This is a genomic window from Flavobacterium sp. Root420 (assembly GCF_001427905.1).
GTDB lineage: Bacteria > Bacteroidota > Bacteroidia > Flavobacteriales > Flavobacteriaceae > Flavobacterium.
In genome coordinates this window covers 1-579 of the sequence record NZ_LMEF01000027.1, presented here as the reverse complement: position 1 = coordinate 579, position 579 = coordinate 1, and the positions used below count along the sequence as shown (strand labels likewise).

Below are 579 nucleotides of genomic sequence, written 5' to 3'. Positions count from 1 at the left end.
TCCTGCCGTTGCAGCGGAATACCATTTGATCGCCGCACCTGTCACTGCTAAGTCGCTTACTTTTTTGGCTTCCGCAGAGCAGTAACTCTGAGCAGTGGCAGTTGGTGCCGAAGGACTTGCCGTGATCGTTACCGCCACCGAAGTTCTGGCACTCTCACAACCGTTTACTGTCTGGCTTGCATAATAGGTGCCCGTAACCAAGGTCTCGGTTCCGGCATATAGGCTTCCGCCTGTTGCAGCGGAATACCATTTGATACCTATTCCGGTTGCGGGCAGGTCATTAACCTTTTTGGCTTCCGCCGAGCAATAGCTCTGGGCCGTGGCAGTCGGTGCTGAAGGGCTTGCCGTGATSGTTACCGCTACCGAAGTTCTGGCACTCTCACAACYGTTTAYCGTCTGGCTGGCATAATAGGTTCCTGTAACCAAGGTCTCGGTTCCGGCAAATAAAGTTCCACCTGTTGCAGCAGAATACCATTTGGGGGCCGCACCTGTCACTGCTAAGTCGCTTACYTTTTTGGCYTCYGCARARCARTARCTCTGRGCWGTGGCWGTTGGTGCYGAAGGRCTTGCCGTGATCGT

Annotated in this window: 1 pseudogene; it reads right to left on the bottom strand. The window is 53.9% G+C overall.

Annotated features, from left to right (window positions below):
- Window positions 1-576 (bottom strand): annotated as a pseudogene (locus ASC72_RS14560) (hypothetical protein); the annotation flags it as partial.
- Between the last annotated feature and the right edge of the window lie 3 nt (window positions 577-579).